Genomic DNA, 18,122 nt, shown 5'->3' with positions numbered 1-18,122 from the left:
CGGGCATTCGTTTCGATGTTGGCGGCTTTCTCCACCGTCTTCGCGACGAGCCAGTTGTTCATGAGCGCCGAGAGATAGTCGAGACGATCCGTCATCGTGACAATCTGGCGGTAGGTGAAGTGCTCGCACATTTTCTCGATGCCGCGATGCACGAATCCGGGCACGGGGATTACTTCTTTTACGGTTTCACCGTCGAGACGAAGTACGATGCGGAGCGACCCGTGGGCAATGGGGTGCTGGGGCCCCATGTTGACGAAATACTCTTCCGTGGCCAGCGGGTTCTCCGATGCCGGCGTCGACTCAAGGACTTCGTCGAGATTACGAACGATTACGGCCATACCGGTCGCTCCAGCATGTGCTCGTCCTGGTAGTCCTTGCGCAGCGGGTAACCGGACCAGTCATCTTCAAGGAAGAGACGCCGCAGGTCGGGATGTCCATCGTATTGGATGCCGAACATGTCGTAGACTTCGCGTTCTTGCCAGTGCGCAATCGGCCAAATGTCGCTCGCTGTGGGAGCGACCGGGTTGGAACGGGATATTTCCGCCGTCGCGATCAAGTGATGCCCGTGCTCCGTTGAATACATCACGTAGACCAACTCAAACCGATCGCGTTCCGGCCAGTCGACCGCCGTGTGCGTCAGTAGAAGGTCAAACCGAAGACGATGGTCGTCGCGAAGCCATCGCAGCAAATCGTAAAGACCATCCAGCGCGACGGAGACCGCGGGCATACCGCTCTCCTCCACGCGCACGATGCCGGGTGCCAGCCCGGTTACGATTTCGATGAGTGACGCTGCATCCATTCCTTGACTCTTCGCGCCCAAGGCCGTTTTGCGGCCTCGGCTTCTACGTCGATCACGTTGTCCTGCTCCAAGATCTTGCGCATTTCCTCCTGGATGTCACCTACGGTGATTCCGTTAGGAATCGCAGCCATGACAGGCTTGCGGCGAATCCCCGGCTGGCGAACCGACTCCCCTTCTTTGATCATCTTCTGCAAGAGAAGCAGCCCCCAGAAAAACGCTTCCGGCCGGGGAGGACATCCCGGCACATACACGTCCACGGGCACGATTTCATCGGCGCCGCGAACGATCGTATACGAGTGATACATGAACGGACCGCCGCTGATGGCGCATGAACCCGTTGCCATGACATACCTTGGTTCGGCCATCTGGTCGTAAAGAATGCGCATGCGCGGGGCCATCTTTTTGACGATTGCCCCTGCCACGACCATGAGGTCCGCTTGGCGCACCGACGCGCGCGCAACCTCCGCGCCGAATCGCGATAAGTCCTGGTGAGCGCCGTTCGTCGCCATCAGCATCTCAATCGCGCAGCACTTCGTGCCGAACATGAGCGGCCACAGGCTATTCGCGCGGGCAGCATTGATGGCGGCATCCATCGACGTAACCATGATGGATCCGCCTGGAACCCGCTCAATGATTGCAGGGACTTTATCGACGACTAGACCCATTCAAGTACGCCCTTGCGCCAGGCATAGATCAAGCCGACGATGAGAACAAAGAGGAATATTACAACCTCAATGAACCCGGCCAAACCCACATCGCGAAACGCCACCGCCCACGGATACAGAAATGCCGCTTCCACATCGAAAGCCAGGAAGAGCAGTCCAAACAAGTAGTACCCGACGTTATACTGAACCCACGCGTGACCGATGGGGAGTTCCCCGCATTCATACGGCGAGTTCTTGACAGGCCCGGGATTGCTGGGGGCAAGCAGTCGAGACGTGATCAAGCCGCCCGCCACAAAAAGAGCGGATAGCCCGGCCAACAATAAGATCACAAAATAGTCCATCGCACTAGTCCTTGCGAGACAAAAAATCACCCTCGGTACTACGTACTACAGAAATCGGTAAAGAGACCTTTCAGCCAACCACAAGGAAGACTTAAGCAAGATTTACGCCAACCACTGTCCGAATTAGCCGGATACGTAAGCGACTTGTGTGTAACTAGTTATCGAAATTAGCGACGTTGCTTTGTTTCCAGAGTTCACGACACAGGACACATCTGCTCAAGACAAGGGTGTGCAGATCTGCGTGTGCTTCCAGAGCATCGAGCGCGTTCTGTTTACCCGCGCTGTATCGGAAAACCGTGTACTGCCCACGGCGTCCGCAATCACACGCCAGACGACTCTCAGAGATTACGCTTGACAAGTGTGACGCTTCGCTAAAGAATGGGCATGTAAGGTATCGTGGAAGTGGGGAACTCGCATGTCGTTGCGAAAGAGGCACCGTTGGCGCAAGCCAGGGATCGCTGAGGTCCTTTTCGTCCTGGCGGTGGTGGTTGCCATGCTTCCTATCTCGTATTGGTGGCTAAGGCTTAACCGCCCTGTTTGGAACAACGCACCGGGAAGCATCCTCTCGGGAAAGATCCTCAGCACCCACTACAATGCGGAACGCTATGACCCGAAAGTGAGAGCCCAGTATCAGTATTTGGTCGGCACGGTCACCTTTCAAGGCACCTTCGAGGGGTTCTGGCCTGAGGTCGGCAGCCCCAATGCACTGCCGCCGGACCGTCTTGAGGAAATCACCAAGCCTGGCCACCCCCTCGTCGTCGCTTATGATCCTGCCAATCCACAACGCAGTGTGCTGCACCCCCTGTTGGAGGAGTCCCAGCTCAAGTACTTCCTTCTTTCGGTGGCAGGGCTGCTTGTAGGCGGCGCCTATTGCCTGATCATCTATCCCGCGTGGCGCAATCACTGAGGAGATAACGTGCTCGAGACACCGTCCAGTTGATTCCAGAAGTGTGTGCGGGCTACGCTAATACTCAGGCGCGGTTGTTCGGCGGTATCTCGAATGCCTTCCACTCCATCGGGCATGGTCAGTACGAGGGCACTGCTGCGGCAGCGTAGACCGAGGTGGGGGTCATCTCGGATTAAGACTAGAAAGGGGGATTCCTTGTGGCAGGACCAGTCAAAGGTTGAATTGCGTCCTGCGCCCGCCTCAAGGCCAAATCCGCCCTCAAGGGCTCGAACCATTGTCAGACTGCGTTGAGCCAGGTAAAGGAGCCAAAGCTATGGAACAGTCGCCCGTAATTCGATTCTTCTCCGGAGAGGAGATTCCCGTTGAATTGCACAAAGTCCGCATTGTGCAGAAGTTGAATCTCATCCCCATCGAAGAACGCCTGCGCGCCATTCGTGAAGCAGGCTTCAACTCGTTCTTACTGAGTACACGCGACGTGTTCCTGGACATGCTCACGGACAGCGGCACCAATGCAATGAGCGATCGCCAAATCGCTTCGATGCTGAGTGCCGACGACGCGTACGCGGGCTCGCAGAGCTTCACTCGCATGCAGGAGGCCGTTGAAGAGGTGTTCGGCAAGAAGTACGTACTTCCCGCGCACCAAGGCCGCGCCGCCGAACACGTCATCTTCCAGGCGTTCGTGAAGCCCGGCGATTACGTCCCCATGAATTATCACTTCACCACGACGAAAGCCCACATCGAGATCCCCGGCGGCACCATCCTCGAGATTTTCACGGACGAAGCTCTCAAGATTAAGAGCTCGTTCCCGTTTAAGGGGAACATCGACATCCAGAAGTTGAAGGATGTGATTAAGACGCACGGAAAAGAACACGTGCCGTTTGTTCGCATGGAAGCGTCGACGAACCTCATCGGCGGCCAACCCTTCTCTATCGCAAACATGCGCGAGGTGCGCGCTATCTGTAACGAGCACGGCATTCCCTTGGTGCTCGACGCAAGCCTTATCGGCGAAAACGCCTACTTCGTGAAGCAACGCGAAGAAGAGTTCAAGAACACGCCCATCAAGGACATTCTGCTGCTCATGTGCGACTTGTCCGACCTCATCTACTTCTCCAGCCGCAAGGTGAGTTCCACTCGTGGCGGCGGTATTGCGACGAACAGTATCGAGCTGTTCGACAAGTTGAAAGACCTCATTATCCTCTACGAAGGATTCCTTACCTACGGCGGTATGTCCGTACGCGAAATCGAAGCCATGGCTGTCGGTCTGCGCGAAACGACCGACGAGACCTGCATCAGCCAGTCTCCGTCGTTCATCAAGTTCCTGGTGGATACGCTGGATGCGAAGGGCATTCCCGTGATCACGCCTGCCGGCGGTCTGGGTTGCCACGTCGATGCGACGGGCTTCTTGTCGCATGTCCCGCAAGCCGAATACCCGGCCGGCGCGCTCGTCGCGGCGTTCTACCTCATCTCCGGTGTACGTGGTATGGAACGTGGAACGGTTTCGAGCGTTCGCGATGCCCAAGGCAACGACTTGTATTCGGATCTGGAACTCATGCGGTTGGCCATGCCGCGCCGCGTGTTCACGCTCTCGCAGGTCAAGTATGTTGCCGACCGCCTCGAATGGCTGTATGCCAACCGCAATCTCGTGGGCGGCTTGCGCTTTGCCTATGAACCCAAAGTGCTGCGCTTCTTCCTGGGCAAGCTCGAGCCGACGTCGCCGTGGCCCGAAGCGCTCCTTGCGAAGTTCCGGAAAGACTTCGGCAACAGCCTGTAATATTCGCTTTGCTGTTCGGAGGGCGGGCTTTCATGCCCGCCCTCTTTCCATTTGGGCCAACAGCCAACATTGCATGCCAACACACTCGCTTGCTCTTCCGTAATCTTAGAGCGATACTGAATGCAAAGGTGTGGGTCAAAGCGGAGATGCATGCCATGTCAATGGAACGCTATATCCGGATGATTGCGGGAACCTTCATTCTGCTCAGTGTGGCTTTGGCGTATTGGGTAAGCCATTACTGGCTGCTGTTCACCGTTTTTGTGGGAGCGAATCTTCTGCAGTCTGCGTTCACTCAGTGGTGCCTGATGGAGATCATCCTCGAGAAAGCAGGCATCGCCAAGAGGCCTCAGAAGGCCTGACAAGCCGCAAGGCGCCCCGATGAAAGCAGAGAAGGCTCATGGCGCGGTGTAGATCATCCACAGTCCGCCCGCGAGAACAAGCACGCCGCAGGTTCGCTTTATCCATGTAGTCCCCTGGGAGCGTTCGTTCCAATTCAGGTAACGCTGAACCCATTGACTGAATGTCCCCGCAAAAACGATGACCGAACAATGGCCAATCCCATAGGCCGTCAAAAGCGCAACACCGTACGACATGTTCGTGGAAGAAAGTCTGAACGTCACGCCAAGCATTGGCGCCATGTACGCAAAGGTACAGGGACCCAAAGCAATACCGAATACAAGTCCGAGAATGAATGCGGCGAACGCGCCTTTTCGTTTCATCCCCACCTGGCCGGGCCCCGACCAAGGCATGGGGATAACGTCGAGCAAATGGAGTCCCACCACGAAGAAGACCGCCGCGACAACGTAGTTGCCGAAGCGGCCTACATCGCCAAGCATACGGCCAACCGCTGCCGTGATGAGGCCAATAGCGGCAATCGTGATGAGAATGCCTACCGCAAAAAGAAACGCGGTTCCAAATGCCTGCCGTGCGCTGACACGGCCCTGTCCGCTGATGAATCCGATAATCAGAGGGATGCTCGCGAGGTGACACGGACTGAGCAGAATGCTGAGCACTCCCCACAAGAACGACGCGGTCAGCGCGATCGTCGCGCTGCCTTCAACCGCACGGGTCAAGAATGTGAACAGATCCTGCATATAGGGCCGCCTTCTGTGCGCCTCCGCATTCGACTACATGACGCCTCTCTCGGTCTATTTAGGAACGCACTCGCCGATCTTGCAGGCCTTGCTGATCTGCTGCGGGGTCAGACTCATCTTCGAAGCCAGCGCCTTCTCCATGGTCACCTGCTGACCGGTTGCGGATGGATGCTCGTCTACCCATTTCTTCAAGTTCACATCATTCACGAAGAACGCCTGCTTGAAACAACCGGTAGACGCGGTCTTCCCTTCAGCGTCTTTCTTCGCGCCTGCCCACGCCACAGCCGTCTTTGGCTCCAGTTCCGCAACATGTCCGCCGCTCGTGGTAACGCGTATCTTCTCTCCCGTCAACGCGTCCTTGGCTTCAACCTCAATATCCTTACCCGTACGCGCCGCAACGCCCAGTGCGCACATCACGCAACACCCCCACGTCTGCATGCCTTCGACGCGCACAATCGAAGCGTCCTCCGGATAAACGGGCCGGTCACAAAAACCGCACCGGTTCGCCATCTCTTTTTCCTCAAGCTTCGCCCACGTCAGCAGATTGCCTCCCGACGCCTGCTGTTCGGTCTTCGCGGAGTTCTCGTCAGAAAACGCCTTAATGAGGGGATACCCATCGGCATTCACGCCGTAGAGGTAGATTGCACTCGACGCGGGAAGCAGCGTGTCGGATGCCCAATTCGTCACGGAAGCGTTGTCGTGACTCTTCTTGTCATCCGTGAGACTCGCATACGTGATGAGGTAGCAGTGAGGTGAGCAGAAGTTCACGTCGCCGGCAGGAGTCTTCATGATCGCACGCGTTCGAGGGTCTACATCCTTGTCGCACAAGTAGCAGATCTTGTCCTTGGAGCGGTCGTCAGGCTTAACCGGCTCCCAGCGGCTGAACGCCGGCTCCGAAGGGGCCGCAGCGCCGAGGTCAACGCCCAGCTCTTTCCACTTGGCCAGAATGTCTTCCTTGGCCAGGAATCCCTCGTGTCGAAAGCGTTCTTTCCCCGCGGCGTCGAAGAAGATCTGTGTCGGAATCACTTCAAGCTGATAGGCCTTGCCCGCATCAGGGTTCTTCCACACATCGATGAACTGCACCTCAAGTTTGCCCGCGTACTCCTTCTTCAACTCCTCGAGTATCGGCGCCATCATTTTGCACGGCACGCACTTGTCCGCTCCCAAGTCAACGAGACGCGGAAGAGGAGCGGTGGCCGGCGCCGGCGTGACCGGGGTGGGTACTGCGCTGGCCGTCGCGCTGTCGGTTGCCTCGGTCTTTTCGGATGTATCCGCCGCAGATGCACTTGCCCGCGCATTCTGCAACGCCGAGCCCCTCCCTTTGGCATACAGGACGCCTGCTATTGCCACAGCCAGAATCGCCACGATGACCGCACTTCTAGCCCCTCGTGATGAGCGTCTTTGGGCACTATCGCCTTCTACCATCGGAACCTCCCTCGGCCCTGTTCGCGCGGCGATTCACAAGAACACCACTCGCATCTGGGCCGCTCCCCTGTACACCATCTTGAACCTATGTCGTGATGCTGGACTTGCCTTCGAGCACGTCGGAGCAGGCAACGGTTACCCTCGCAATATTCTCTTCCGTCGCGGGCGACTTGCCCTTCTCCAGACCAAGCTCCTTCAAGCGAACGTGAGCGAACTTCTCAAAGCCGCCCTTTCGCATCACGACGGCGGCACATTCGTGGTCGCAACCATCCAACACGAGAACCGAGTCCGCCGACTGGACTTTCTTGAGAATGTCCGGAATTCCCGCGGCGACCGCGGCGGCGCAGCTCATCGAAGCGACTTTCTCGCGAGAGAGTTTGCGCGCAGCCTGATCTGTGATGCCGCCCACGTCCGACGCGCCCGAACACGCAAACACCATGTTGACCTTTGCTGGCGCGCATCCACACGAACACTGACCTGACATGACTCGTCTCCTTTTTCGATAGTTACACGATCATCTCTTTAATTTCCTGGACGGATGGCACCTTGCCCGATACTTTCACTTCCCCGTCCACGGCCAGCGCCGGAGTAAGCATCACTCCGAATGCCATGATCCGATCGATTTCCTTTACCTTCTCCAGTTCATACTCGATGCCCAGCTCTTGTGCCGCTGCCTCCGCTGTTTCCGCCAGCTTTTGGCACTTTGGGCAGCCTGTTCCGAGGATTTGAAGCTTCTTCATGGCAGTGATTTCCTTTCTCAACGAGGGACGTCAGCCCGCGATCATTCCAAACAACAGACCACTAATCGTTGCCATCGCAATGACGAGACCGACATAGACCACGGTCTTCTTCGTGCCCAGCACACCGCGAATTACGAGCATGCTCGGCAGACTCAACGCAGGCCCCGCCAGCAACAGCGCCAGCGCGGGACCTTTGCCCATGCCGCTACCCATCAAACCTTGCAGAATCGGCACTTCGGTCAAGGTTGCGAAATACATGAATGCGCCTACTACAGACGCGAACAGGTTCGACCAAAGCGAGTTGCCGCCCACGAGCTGCACGATCCACGCGTTGGGGATAAGCCCTTCTTCGCCGGGACGACCAAGCAAGAACCCGGCAGCCAGCACCCCGAAAAGCAGAAGTGGCAAAATCTGCTTCGCAAACGTCCACGTCGATGCAAACCACGTCTGCATTTCATCGTTATCGGTGTTCGCGAGAATAGAGAAGGCAATCACCGCAGCCGTAAATGGAATGATGGGCTCGTGCGGAAACGTCATCGCAAATCCCGCCATAACCAGACCCGTAGCGGCCATCTTCCACCATCGGACGTGAAACCACGCAACCAGGATCGCGCCCAATCCTACGGCGCATGCTGCCGTTATCCCCCATTTCCACGCATAGATTGTGTACCAGAGCCCAACCTCTTGAGACGGTTTTCCCCAGTTCGCGAACACGAGTATGGCCACCATCGAACCGAAGTAGAGAACGTTCTGCCAGAGCGGCCGCACGGCATCCGGTTCGGGAAGCGAAGCTGCCACTTTCGCCTTCTCCAATTCCTCCTTGCGAAAAATCCAGTGCATCGCAAGGCCAATGATTACGCTGAAGGTTACGGCGCCTACCGCACGTGCCACCCCCATTTGAAGCCCAAGTACGCGCGCGGTCAGCACAATGGCTAAAACGTTGATCGCCGGACCGGAATAAAGAAACGCCGTGGCCGGACCCAAACCCGCCCCCATACGGTAAATGCCCATGAAGAGCGGCAGCACCGTGCACGAGCACACGGCGAGTATGGTTCCGGAAACCGAAGCGACTCCATACGCCAGCAATTTGGGCGCGTTCGCGCCCAAATACTTCATCACCGCCGCCTGGCTGATGAATACCGCAATCGCCCCCGCAATGAAGAAGGCGGGCACAAGGCAAAGCATCACGTGTTCGCGGGCGTACCACTTGACGAGGTGCAGCGATTCCATAACCGCGTGATCGAACCGCGCCCACCCGATGGGCAGATAGAAGCACGCTAGAAACGCGGCGACAATCCACGCCAGCGTCTTCCACTCTTTCTTCCAATCCATACCGCCCCCAAGCATTAATGCCGTATTTGGCAAAATATGCAATTAGTCTTCAAAAAAAGAGACCTACCCTCACACCTGGCGCAGAAGCGCCATGTGACCCTTCGCGTTGGTCTCCAGTACTGTCTCGATACAACCGAAGAGGTTCAGCACGCAAGGAATCCGCAACGTATAAAAGACCTGCAAACCCCTCTTATCGTCCTTCACAATCCCCGCCGTTTTGAGCACCGTCAGGTGGCGCGAAACCGTGGACATATCCATCCCCACGAGTTCCGCCAGCTCACAGACACACCGCTCCCCCTTGGACAGCTCTTCGACCATGAACAGGCGCGCAGGATGTCCGAGTGCCTTAAAAATCTGCGCCCGCGCTTCGCACCGGGCCTGGGTTTTGTCGTCCATGAGGCTTCCTCTTTATGCCTATTTGCAAGTATACACAAATAGCCATGCAATGTCAACCCGCCGAGCCGTTCCTGGTCCTATGGGTCCCTGAATCTTGCAGGACAATGACCTCATCTGCCCGGAATTGTCGGCATCACCTTCGTGTGGTAGACTTGCAGCAGGACTGGTTGAGATATGGGAAAGAGTCTATTTAGAAGCGCAAGCACGTTTGCACGGAACGTTGCGACGCACGGAAAACGTTTGTTGCTGAGGCAGGAAACGCTGGACGATGTCGTCGAAAGCGTCTCCAAGGACACCGACAAGCTGAAGCGAGCAGTCAAGAACGCCAAAAGCGAGGGCAGGTATCTGGAAGCGACGCGGCTGACCGAAAAGGGCCGCCGCGCGTACAATGAAAAGAACTTCGCGAAGGCCGAGGAGTACTTCCGCCAGGCAATCGTCTCGGACGCGACGTATCCCCTCGCCTATACCTACTTGGGAAGCGCGCTGTACAAGCAAGAGAAAGTCCGCGACGCCACGCAGTATTGGCTGCAGGCGATCAAATTGGCGCCGGGAAGCGATGCGGCCGCCAGGGCCGAGAAGCATCTGCACGCAATCAAGTTGAAGAAAGAGGAAGTCATCGCGGAGTTGGAAGACCGTTTCAAGAAGTAAACCGGCCAAGACCTATCGCCGGGCGACACTACGGGAGAGTCCTGTTGTCGATGCCGATACCCTCCTCGTTTCGGTATGCCATGCCGACGGAAATTGTCTTCGGGGCAGGCTGTTTTGATCAGCTCGCCGACGTTATCCGCCCGTTTGGCAAACGTCCTTTCATCGTAACAGGAAAGAATTCAGCGCGTGCCATCGGCGCGTTGGACAGGGCCTTAGCCCAATTGCCTCGCGCCGCGGTTTTCGACGCCGTTGAAGAGAACCCCGGCACGGCAACGTGCGAACACGCCGCCGATCAATGCAGACAATTAGGCTGCGACTGCGTCGTCGCAATTGGCGGGGGCAGTCCGATGGACGTCGCCAAAGCCGTAGCCGCCTTGGCAGCCAACTCCGGACGCTGCAATGCGTATTTCGGTTCCGAGAAACTCAAACACGGCGCGTTGCCCATCGTCGCAGTCCCGACCACTGCGGGCACCGGCAGCGAAGTCACGCCGTATGCGGTCATTGTCGACAACGCCGACAATACCAAGCGCACCATTACCGCCAAGGCACTGTTTCCGCGCGTCGCGCTGCTCGACCCGGAGCTGACGCGGCCAATGCCCCGCTCCGTGACTGTCAGCACCGGACTCGACGCACTGAGCCAAGCCATGGAAGGGATTGTCTCCCATAAGTCGACTCCCGTCAGCGACACGCTTGCCCTGGACACGATTCGTCGCGTCAGAACCTTCCTTCCACGGGCGGCACAAGACGGAGACGACCTCGAAGCTCGTTCCGAAATGCTGTACGCAGCCATGCTTTCCGGGTGCGTGATTGCGCAAACCGGAACCACCCTCGTTCACGGCATGGGGTATTACTACACGTTGGAGTTCGGCATTCAGCACGGACTCGCCAACGGCCTGCTTCTGACTCCGCTCTTTCAGTTCAATGCGCAAGAGGCCCCGGAGAAAGTGCGCACGATTGTCGAGGCCCTTTCGGGGCGGACTCAAACGAACGCATCGCCGGTTACCCAGGTAGCGCATGAACTTCACGCCCTCTTCCGAGAACTCGACACCTCCCCGGCAGCCAAGGACCACGGGGTGGACGAGTCGCGCTTGGCAACTTTCGCCAAAGAGGTCGCGGCGGACCCGTATCGCTACAGGAACCAAATCGGGAATATTACGCAGGATCTGATAGAGGCATTCTATCGGCAGTCGTCCGAAGGAGGAATTGTCTGATTTCTCGGGCTTTAATTCGTCGGCTAATTTGAAGAAAATTGGCCTTGATTATTGGCGAAAAATTGTGGCATTCTCTTAACTAGATGGAATTAAAGCACTTGCGCCGCTTAAGGTTTTGACGCGATCTGCCGATAAACCGAATGTAGACAACCCGCAAGAGGGTTGAAGATGATTTGAGGAGAGGACACATGGTCGGTATACAAGGATTAGGCGGAATTCCCGAACCCGCTCCCGACCGTCCTTCGAACGTCAAGGACCGTCGACGCGACGATTCCCAGACTACCGTCGGCAAAGACGATGTCCTGATTAGTTCCGAGGCGCAGGCTGCGGCACGCCTCCAGCAACTGGTGCAAGTTGCGAAGCAGGAGCCGGATGTCCGGAACGAACGCGTAGAGGCTGCGCGTCAGGCCTTGGAACAGGGCAACTACAAGAAGCCCGAAGTTGTCGAAGCGGTCGCGAAGAAACTGAGCCAACTGCTCGGGTAATTCGGCCCCCTACCTCTGATTGGTCACTCGTAACCGGGCTCGATCTATTGTTTTGGCCAAAGGATGAACAATCGATTCTGCCCTTGAATTACGAGCCCGGTTCTTCCTTTCGCATCGGTTTCCGATGACGCGACGATCCCCTGCAATGGCTCCAGAAACGACAGGGTATCCGACGGCGCAGCCTTGAACCCATCCACAGCAAGCCACACCGAGAGCGAGCTGTCACTTGCAGGCAACAGCAAATCCGTCTTTGTGTCGCCATCGAAGTCGCGGGCAAGCCACAGAGGAAACGGATGCCCCTTTCCCACGTCCACAAACCAGAACACCGGGATTTGCAGCGTGATAGAAGTCATTGGGGCAGGCTCGAAGCGTTTCTTGTCGGGACTATACAGGTGGATCGTGATCCGCACCGGCCAGGTGTTGCCGACCGCCGTACGAATGAGCGAATCGATAGATATGCCCGGCTTCGGCGAACTCCAAAGCAATAGATCGGTGTAACCGTCTCCGTTGAAATCCGGCGAGTACTCCGGATCGACCATCAGCGTACCCGGATACCGGCGTGCGGGGCCTTTCTTCTCTTGCTCGTCAACTGCTAAAGGCGCATTCCCTTTTGGCACAACCATCGGCATCTTAAGCAAGGTGTCCCAAGTCGCCGGATGGTAGTCGTATCCGACACGTAGCGTAACGTCCGTCCTGGAAAGCGGAAACTCCGGTTCGTATATGTACGTGTGGTGTCCGCCCTCTGAACGTTCCGCGGTGAGATTTTCAGGAAGTCCCGAACCGATTGGTCCCATACCCGAAATCTGATAGGCCAATTCCCCGGGAGAAAGCCTGGTAAGACCCCGCAAGCTGGCAAACACACGCACCCCTGCGTCATCCGCATCTTCGATTTGCGCGGAGGGGTAGGTCTTCAATAGTTCACCCGAAGTGCCACGAAATTCCTCGGCTCCTTGCACGGGAACCATGATTCCTCGCCGTCCCTCATCCATGACTACCATTACATGAGGAAAGGGACGCGCAGAGATTCCGGGAACAGGTTTCTCAATCTCGAACAAGGGCACGGGTTCAATGCGCTGCGCCGATGCGGCATCCAACGGGATGGCGAAGACCTGACTACCGCGCAAACAGACAAGCCGAGGAGCGCCTCCGTCCTCTAGCGGAGCAATATCGAATGCCCCGACTCCATCGGGAAGCGCCAGCGTCTTGGCGTCGCCGGACCGCGAGTAGATTACGAGCGTGTTTCCGGTCAGCGCGCAGACTGCGGCATTAGCCTGAGCGTCGCCCTGCGCGTAAAACAGGTATGGCTTTGCTTCTTCCGCAGGCACAGTCTGAACATCAAATGCATTCGAGGATAGTGCGAGTACGGTGAGTAGATAGCTTGCGGAAATCATGGCGTCGACTCCCGCGACAGAAACAGGCGCGACGGTGCGGGCGATTGCAGCTCGTCACTGGCGGACTTGGAGCGCAAGACGATGTCTGCGCGCTTGTCCCCGTCGACATCGGCCAATCCAAATACACTGTCCGGTAAAGTCTGCACCACGGCAATAGACGAAAGGGCAAAGCCGGACCCGGTATTAGGATAAATGGCGATGCGGTCGGGGGTCTCGTGAACAGCCAGATCGAGCAGTCCATCGCCGGTGAAATCGCCGGTGAGGTTGACCAGAAGACCGGCTTGATACGCGCCAAACATGGGGGAATTCTGAATGGGCGGGGCGTCAATTCGAATGGGGCAACGAACAGAAATCGCGTGCCCCTGAATAAACTTCCCATCGGCTTGCTGCGGGACAATATTGATGGTGTGCGTCAGGCTTCTCGCAGTCAGATAGGATGTTGCCAGTTCGCGCAGACCGCCCTGAAACAGACCGTTGGACTCTGCAATCATGTCCAACCGCTTGTCGCCGTTGATATCGGCGAAAAAGCACTGCTGCATCATCACCGACGAGCGGACCGTAGTCCACGAGGTCCCGCCATCCGTCGAGACCGTAAGCGTGAGTACGGGAAACGGGATAGGGCCGGTCTTCGATTTCTCGACTTCGTACTTGACGAAATCGGGCACGTCGTCTTCATTGAGCTTGCACCGGCTGGCTTTGGAGGGCACCGTGTAGACCTTCGGGGGCTCCGGTTCTCCTGCCACCGCAAATCCGCTCTCGAAGGTCAGCCGGCGAGTCTCGATGCGGTACTCCACCGTAGGAGAATCGAGTGATTCCATATCTTCAACTTCCGTGAGAAGAATGGGACCCGAGACATGCAGCATGCAGCTCCAACCTGACCACATGGCGTCGACTGTTCTCGCGCGTTCGGGCCAGATCGGTTTCATGGAAGATATCATCTGCACGGGGGGATATATGTCCCATTGGGCGACATCTTCAAAGAACAGTTCGCCCTGCCGGTATACGTGCACCGAATCGCTTGCGGGTACGATGATCTCCGGCTTCCCATCTCCGTTCAGGTCCTGCAGGAACTTAAAGAACCGGAGAGCCTTGGAGTCGTCCGTGTAGAGTGGCTCGCCGAACGTCTTGAACCGCGCCCCGGGGGGCCAGACCAACTGCTGGCTCAGGATGCGTTTCCACTCGGTGCCGTCCCAGCGGACGATTTCGATACGGTTGGACAGACAGAGGTAGATATCGCGTCCCCAGAGATCGCAATGGGGTGACTCGCCAAAATCGGGAATGGGTGCAATCTGCGTTCTGCTGAATCCGTTGCCGCGCTGGAAAGCGATGTACCTCGGCAACAGCAGATCGAGAGTACCGTCGCCGTCGAAGTCTGCGCGCAGGAAATTGGGATTGTGCTGCCCGGAGAACGGATCGACACTGCGCAAATCCACATCAGGGATGTCCTGCTCGACAAATGTAAGGCCGCACAGGACCAGCGGCACGAGTGCCGCGATCATCCCTGAAGGTTCCGGCGGCGCAGAATGATCGCCGAGAGGATGGTGAACACCGCGAAAGACCCGAGCGACGCACCGAGACAACCGTAAATGCCGGGCGTCCAGGTCGCCTCGATGCCCGAACACCGGTTTGTAAACACCTGCCAAGGCGTCTCGAAGTAGGTGGAAAAGAGGATAGGCGCGATGTGCAGCGGGTATTTCACCGCGTCCAGGACAACCCAGATCCCGATGGACGCGCCCACGCTGGCCCCGGTCGAGCGGGTCACCACCGAAATGAAGATGGCGTAAGCGACCGCGGCGGCCTGTGGGGCGAGCGTCAGGAGGATGCCGAAGAAATAGGTGGTAGCCATTTGGGTGCCGGTATACAAAACCTCACCGCCGTATTCCACCCCGGAGAGGTCGCCAAACAAGGCGACCAGAACCCATGAGGTGACTGCGGTCATCACCGTCAGCAAGAGCGCGTAAGACAGCCCCAGGAGAAACTTGGCCGCCAGGTATTCATGGCGAAGGATGGGCCGCACGAGCACCAGCCGAATCGTGCCCGAGGCGGTTTCGGACGAAACCAGACACGCGCAGAACGACAAAAGCAGGATCAGCCCCAGCAGGTTCAGCGCCATGGGCGTGGCGAAGGCAATAAACCCGTAGTCGCCGGAGCCGTCGCGTTGGATAGGCTGGACCAGCGGAGCAAACAGCACCATCGCCACGACCAACACCGGGCCGAGGTAGGAGAACTTCCACCGAATGGCCTTGAGGCACTCGGCATAGTATGCCGTTAGGATGCGCTGAATCACGTGTTCAACACCTTCAGGAAGTATTCCTGCAGACTGCGGCGGCGCGGGATGATACCCGTTATGCGATAGCCCGAGGATACCAAGAACGCCGTCAACTGGTGCGGGGTGGCGCCCTGCTTCAGCCTCACATAGACCCTGCCGGCGTCGACCTTCGTCGATTCCACCCAGGCCTGCTCGGCCAAGCGCCGGGCTGCTGCATCGGGCGAGTCCACGAGCACTTCCACCTGGCTCTGGTCGAACGACACCAGCGACTCCGTTTCATCGCACGCGATTAAGCGGCCCTTGTTCAGCACCGCGACGCGGTCGCACAGCAGCTCGACCTCGTGCAGCAAATGGCTCGAAAACACGATGGTGACCTTGGCCTCGTCGGCCAGGAATCGCAGCAGTTTCAGCACTTCGTTCGTAGACTCGACGTCAAGTCCGCTTGTCGGCTCGTCGAGGATGAGAAGTTCCGGCTCCGTAAGCAATGCCTGAGCAAGACCCAGCCGCTGCCGCATACCGTGCGAGAGCACGCCCGCCTTGGTCTTGGCTGCATGCAGCAGACCGACCCGGTCCAGAGCGCGGTCGATGGCGACCTCGCGCCCAGATAATCGGGACAGGATTTGCAGGTTGGTTCGCGCGGATAGATGGTTGTAAAAAGCGGGCCGCTCAACGAGCACCCCGACGCGCGACATTACTTCCAAGTAGTTGCGCGACAGGTCTTTACCGAATAGCGACACCGATCCGGAAGTCGGTGGAACGAGGCCGCACAGCATGTACAGCGTGGTACTCTTGCCAGCCCCATTCGGGCCCAGCAAGCCAAGTACCTCGCCGTCGTTCACGGTCAGGCTCAATCCCCCAACCGCCACGACCGACCGGTAGCATTTCGTCAGTTTATCCGTTTGAATACACGGAGGCATGCGGCGGATTGTAGCATTTTGCGGGGGAAAGTTCCGAATTCCCGATCAAGTCTGGACGCGCGTCAGAAAAGTGGGAGTAGTGGATTCCCGGTGGAATCGGGGCGAGTATTTGTACGTGAGCATTTACAACTGCCAATGAAACGCGGCTCCTTTCTTGCCGTGATTCTGCCTTGGGAAACTCAACGCGCATTCAGCATTGTGCAGAGGGGCCGTTCATTCAGGCTCGAATGAGTTCAAACCACGGGGGACACTGGGAACACGGGGAAATTCGTGAAGCGTACAGGGACTCCTAAGAAACGGGCGGTATACGTTGCTTTCGTCCTTACAGGACTCACGTTGGTTGGGGCCGGTACCTGGGGTTTCGATTCGCGTCGTTGCCGCGAATCTCACCCCAGGCTGGAGTCTGCCGTGCCTACGGCACTCAAGAGAAAAGACCGTCCGCCTGGCTTCTGTTTCTACCACTGATATGCCACACCGCAGCGGTTGAACAACGGCGCGTGAGAGACAGACAAGCACTTGTCATTCTGAGCGTAGCGAAGAATCTGGCTTGAACAAAGCAGCGAGTGGAGTGCAGCGCCCGGTGATTGGGTGTGGTGCGTCTATTGCCAAATCCTTCGCTCCGCTCCTAAGAAACAAGCCGAGCCTCTTGCATGTGGTGCTCCTTCAGAGCGGCCACTTGGGGATGGACAGCTGACCTGGGGCGTCGTCCTCCTTCGCCCCTCGACTGCGTCTCGGGGCTTCGGAGGACTCTGCCCCAGGCTGTTATGTTCTGCGCCGTGCGGCGCGCGGGAGGAACACACGGTGTGAGTAGTGAACGAGAGCACATGTTGTCCGTTGCCGAGTCAGGGCCGACTCCCTGCCTGTTGTTTCCACCATCAAAACCCGCGCTGGCGCGGTCCCCCGCTCAGTAGCACGATGAAGAGCCGGTAATTTGCACTGGCGCAACCGGGTGCCGGCGCGAATTGCCCCAGGTGCAGGACCTTGAGGCCGCTTTTCGCGAGCGCGTGGGCATGGCGGCCGGTTAAGAACGTTATCCCGATGGCGGGGAATCGTCCTTGAGGTCACGGGAGTCCGCTTCGGGTATGAAGATGGGGGCGCCTGGCATCGGCGGTGGCGTGTAGGTCGCGTTTCGTTTGATGCCTAGGGCGTATACCTCCTTCATGAGTTCATCGCCCTCGTCGGTCATCGTTAGTACTTCCGGTGAAATGCCGAATTTCGACTTGGCATTCGACTCTTTGGGGGCGCGGTCAATCAGGTCGTCTGCTTCCTTCCGCGCTTTGCGCGCTTGTTCGAGGGTCTTGTACAACGATTCGATTTCGGACGTGCGGCCCTTTGTCGGCGTGGTTTTGGTCTTATTTGTGCCGTCTTTGCCTGGTTCGCCGCTTTGCGATTGCGGTTCTTCGTGGGCGTACAGGGGGCTTGTGCGGCGGAGGGTTTGCATGGTCTCGCGGTGTGCGAGGGTCTCCAGGGCGACGGCCTCTCCGATGGCGAGCAGCACGTCTATGGGCGGCGTGCGACCGTAGCGTTGGCGGGCCTCCTTGAGTTTGGCGCGGCAGAAGTATTTGGCGCGGATCTTTTCGTCTGGGGTGAGGTCGGGGTTGGTTTCCTTGAGCCACATGCCGAGGATTGCGGCGACCACGCCAATGCGTTTGGGTGTTGAGGAGCAGGTTGTCGTGTTCATGGGTTTTGTGACCTCCATATATATGGGCGAGTTCGTTGCACTGGGGAGGG

Annotated in this window: 21 protein-coding genes; 6 read left to right on the top strand and 15 right to left on the bottom strand. The window is 57.7% G+C overall.

Annotation, left to right across the window (positions count from 1 at the left end; translation table 11 throughout):
* The 4 genes from K1Y02_18120 to K1Y02_18105 all read right to left on the bottom strand — a co-directional run.
* A partial coding sequence (locus tag K1Y02_18120) for a hypothetical protein (protein MBX7258285.1) occupies positions 1-338 on the bottom strand: 338 nt, incomplete at its 3' end.
* Positions 329-799: an NADH-quinone oxidoreductase subunit C gene (locus K1Y02_18115; protein MBX7258284.1), complete on the bottom strand. Its 471-nt coding sequence runs from the start codon at positions 797-799 to the stop codon at positions 329-331. The genes K1Y02_18115 and K1Y02_18120, both read right to left, overlap by 10 nt.
* Positions 769-1,464 (bottom strand): NADH-quinone oxidoreductase subunit NuoB, encoded by a 696-nt coding sequence (gene nuoB / locus K1Y02_18110; GenBank protein ID MBX7258283.1) that lies wholly within the window; start codon positions 1,462-1,464, stop codon positions 769-771. The genes K1Y02_18115 and nuoB overlap by 31 nt, the downstream gene beginning before the upstream one ends.
* Complete coding sequence (locus K1Y02_18105) at positions 1,455-1,805, bottom strand: NADH-quinone oxidoreductase subunit A (GenBank protein MBX7258282.1); 351 nt, start codon at positions 1,803-1,805, stop codon at positions 1,455-1,457. Before K1Y02_18105 ends, nuoB begins: the two co-directional genes overlap by 10 nt.
* A 415-nt stretch (positions 1,806-2,220) precedes the next feature.
* Here K1Y02_18105 and K1Y02_18100 point away from each other — a divergent pair, with 415 nt between their 5' ends.
* From K1Y02_18100 to K1Y02_18090, 3 genes are all read left to right on the top strand, one after another.
* The gene (locus K1Y02_18100) at positions 2,221-2,712 is read left to right on the top strand and encodes a DUF3592 domain-containing protein (protein ID MBX7258281.1); all 492 of its coding nucleotides are present in this window, start codon (positions 2,221-2,223) and stop codon (positions 2,710-2,712) included.
* Between the two features lie 313 nt (positions 2,713-3,025).
* The gene (locus K1Y02_18095) at positions 3,026-4,483 is read left to right on the top strand and encodes a tryptophanase (protein ID MBX7258280.1); all 1,458 of its coding nucleotides are present in this window, start codon (positions 3,026-3,028) and stop codon (positions 4,481-4,483) included.
* 155 nt (positions 4,484-4,638) lie between these two features.
* Positions 4,639-4,842 carry a DUF2892 domain-containing protein gene (locus tag K1Y02_18090; protein ID MBX7258279.1) on the top strand — a complete coding sequence of 68 codons (204 nt, stop codon included), beginning with the start codon at positions 4,639-4,641 and terminating at the stop codon, positions 4,840-4,842.
* 36 nt (positions 4,843-4,878) lie between these two features.
* Here the strand turns inward: K1Y02_18090 and K1Y02_18085 are convergent, their stop codons facing one another.
* From K1Y02_18085 to K1Y02_18060, 6 genes are all read right to left on the bottom strand, one after another.
* Positions 4,879-5,577, bottom strand: coding sequence for a cytochrome c biogenesis protein CcdA (locus tag K1Y02_18085; protein ID MBX7258278.1), 699 nt, complete (start codon positions 5,575-5,577; stop codon positions 4,879-4,881).
* Positions 5,578-5,631: 54 nt separating this feature from the next.
* A complete protein-coding gene (locus tag K1Y02_18080; protein ID MBX7258277.1) occupies positions 5,632-7,002 on the bottom strand; it encodes a hypothetical protein in 1,371 nt (456 codons plus the stop codon).
* Between the two features lie 85 nt (positions 7,003-7,087).
* On the bottom strand, positions 7,088-7,441 hold the full coding sequence (locus K1Y02_18075; GenBank protein MBX7258276.1) for a putative zinc-binding protein: 354 nt from the start codon (positions 7,439-7,441) through the stop codon (positions 7,088-7,090).
* Between the two features lie 67 nt (positions 7,442-7,508).
* Positions 7,509-7,742 carry a TM0996/MTH895 family glutaredoxin-like protein gene (locus K1Y02_18070; GenBank protein MBX7258275.1) on the bottom strand — a complete coding sequence of 78 codons (234 nt, stop codon included), beginning with the start codon at positions 7,740-7,742 and terminating at the stop codon, positions 7,509-7,511.
* 30 nt (positions 7,743-7,772) lie between these two features.
* The gene (locus K1Y02_18065; protein ID MBX7258274.1) at positions 7,773-9,074 is read right to left on the bottom strand and encodes a permease; all 1,302 of its coding nucleotides are present in this window, start codon (positions 9,072-9,074) and stop codon (positions 7,773-7,775) included.
* 69 nt (positions 9,075-9,143) lie between these two features.
* Positions 9,144-9,470, bottom strand: coding sequence for a metalloregulator ArsR/SmtB family transcription factor (locus K1Y02_18060; protein ID MBX7258273.1), 327 nt, complete (start codon positions 9,468-9,470; stop codon positions 9,144-9,146).
* A gap of 174 nt (positions 9,471-9,644) precedes the next feature.
* On the opposite strand from K1Y02_18060, the gene K1Y02_18055 reads away from it, so the two are divergent.
* The 3 genes from K1Y02_18055 to K1Y02_18045 all read left to right on the top strand — a co-directional run bounded on the left by K1Y02_18055 (position 9,645) and on the right by K1Y02_18045 (position 11,814).
* Positions 9,645-10,118 carry a tetratricopeptide repeat protein gene (locus K1Y02_18055; protein ID MBX7258272.1) on the top strand — a complete coding sequence of 158 codons (474 nt, stop codon included), beginning with the start codon at positions 9,645-9,647 and terminating at the stop codon, positions 10,116-10,118.
* A 50-nt stretch (positions 10,119-10,168) separates the two neighbouring features.
* On the top strand, positions 10,169-11,329 hold the full coding sequence (locus K1Y02_18050) for an iron-containing alcohol dehydrogenase (GenBank protein MBX7258271.1): 1,161 nt from the start codon (positions 10,169-10,171) through the stop codon (positions 11,327-11,329).
* 188 nt (positions 11,330-11,517) lie between these two features.
* On the top strand, positions 11,518-11,814 hold the full coding sequence (locus tag K1Y02_18045) for a flagellar biosynthesis anti-sigma factor FlgM (protein MBX7258270.1): 297 nt from the start codon (positions 11,518-11,520) through the stop codon (positions 11,812-11,814).
* Positions 11,815-11,858: 44 nt separating this feature from the next.
* On the opposite strand, the gene K1Y02_18040 is transcribed toward K1Y02_18045, so the two are convergent.
* The 5 genes from K1Y02_18040 to K1Y02_18020 all read right to left on the bottom strand — a co-directional run.
* On the bottom strand, positions 11,859-13,205 hold the full coding sequence (locus K1Y02_18040) for a hypothetical protein (protein MBX7258269.1): 1,347 nt from the start codon (positions 13,203-13,205) through the stop codon (positions 11,859-11,861).
* Positions 13,202-14,704: a VCBS repeat-containing protein gene (locus K1Y02_18035; GenBank protein MBX7258268.1), complete on the bottom strand. Its 1,503-nt coding sequence runs from the start codon at positions 14,702-14,704 to the stop codon at positions 13,202-13,204. Before K1Y02_18035 ends, K1Y02_18040 begins: the two co-directional genes overlap by 4 nt.
* A complete protein-coding gene (locus K1Y02_18030; protein MBX7258267.1) occupies positions 14,701-15,492 on the bottom strand; it encodes an ABC transporter permease in 792 nt (263 codons plus the stop codon). Before K1Y02_18030 ends, K1Y02_18035 begins: the two co-directional genes overlap by 4 nt.
* On the bottom strand, positions 15,489-16,391 hold the full coding sequence (locus K1Y02_18025; protein MBX7258266.1) for an ABC transporter ATP-binding protein: 903 nt from the start codon (positions 16,389-16,391) through the stop codon (positions 15,489-15,491). The genes K1Y02_18030 and K1Y02_18025 overlap by 4 nt, the downstream gene beginning before the upstream one ends.
* A 1,030-nt stretch (positions 16,392-17,421) precedes the next feature.
* On the bottom strand, positions 17,422-18,122 hold a 701-nt coding region (locus K1Y02_18020; GenBank protein ID MBX7258265.1), incomplete at its 5' end, for a hypothetical protein.

The organism is Candidatus Hydrogenedentota bacterium, from assembly GCA_019695095.1.
Classification (GTDB): Bacteria; Hydrogenedentota; Hydrogenedentia; order Hydrogenedentales; family SLHB01; genus JAIBAQ01.
The sequence above is the reverse complement of the archived record's forward strand: the minus strand, read 5'-3'. Positions and strand labels throughout refer to the sequence as shown.